Consider the following 1,283-nt stretch of genomic DNA (forward strand, 5'->3'; position numbering starts at 1 on the left):
ATGGCCAAAGCCAAGTTCGAACGTAACAAACCACACGTAAACGTAGGCACCATCGGTCACGTTGACCACGGTAAAACCACACTAACTGCTGCTATCGCTACTGTTGCTGCTAAGCACCACGGTGGTGAAGCTAAAGACTACGCTGCTATTGACTCAGCTCCTGAAGAAAAAGCACGTGGCATTACCATTAACACTTCTCACATTGAATACGACACTCAAGCTCGTCACTACGCACACGTAGACTGCCCAGGTCACGCTGACTATGTTAAAAACATGATCACTGGTGCAGCTCAAATGGACGGTGCCATCTTGGTTGTTGCTGCAACTGACGGCCCAATGCCACAAACTCGTGAGCACATCCTACTATCTCGTCAGGTTGGCGTACCATACATCATGGTATTCATGAACAAGTGTGACCTTGTTGATGACGAAGAGCTACTAGAGCTAGTAGAAATGGAAGTGCGTGAACTTCTATCTGACTACGACTTCCCAGGTGATGACACACCAATCATCAAAGGTTCTGCACTACTAGGTCTAAACGGTGATCAAGGTCAATATGGCGAACCAGCTATCCTTGAGCTACTAGACACTCTAGACAGCTATATCCCAGAGCCAGAGCGTGACATCGATCGTCCATTCCTAATGCCAATCGAAGATGTATTCTCAATCTCTGGTCGTGGTACTGTTGTAACTGGTCGTGTTGAGTCTGGTATCATCAAAGTTGGTGATGAAGTTGAAATCGTTGGTATCAAAGACACTGCTAAGACTACCTGTACTGGTGTTGAAATGTTCCGTAAGCTACTAGACGAAGGTCGTGCTGGCGAGAACTGCGGTGTACTACTTCGTGGTACTAAGCGTGAAGAAGTTCAGCGTGGTCAAGTACTTGCTAAGCCAGGTTCAATCACTCCGCACACTCAATTTGACGCAGAAGTATACGTACTATCAAAAGAAGAAGGTGGTCGTCACACGCCATTCCTAAATGGCTATCGCCCACAATTCTACTTCCGTACTACTGACGTAACTGGTGCCATCACTCTACAAGAAGGTACTGAAATGGTTATGCCTGGCGACAACGTTGAGATGAGTGTTGAGCTTATCCACCCAATCGCTATGGACAAAGGTCTACGCTTCGCTATCCGTGAAGGTGGTCGTACTGTAGGTGCTGGTGTTGTTGCTAATGTTAAAGGCTAATCTTTAACAAACCAACACAAACCAAAACAAAGCATCAGCTTTAACCCAAAACCCCTGCCAGAGATGGTGGGGGTTTTTGGTTGGGTGGTAAA

Annotated in this window: 1 protein-coding gene; it reads left to right on the forward strand. The window is 46.6% G+C overall.

The features are described 5' to 3' along the window. Nucleotides 1-1,191, forward strand: coding sequence for an elongation factor Tu (tuf, locus tag ACERC6_RS10235; protein WP_284673437.1), 1,191 nt, complete (start codon nt 1-3; stop codon nt 1,189-1,191). Nucleotides 1,192-1,283: the final 92 nt, after the last annotated feature.

Source organism: Moraxella sp. E33BD (genome assembly GCF_041807865.1).
GTDB lineage: Bacteria > Pseudomonadota > Gammaproteobacteria > Pseudomonadales > Moraxellaceae > Moraxella > Moraxella haemolytica.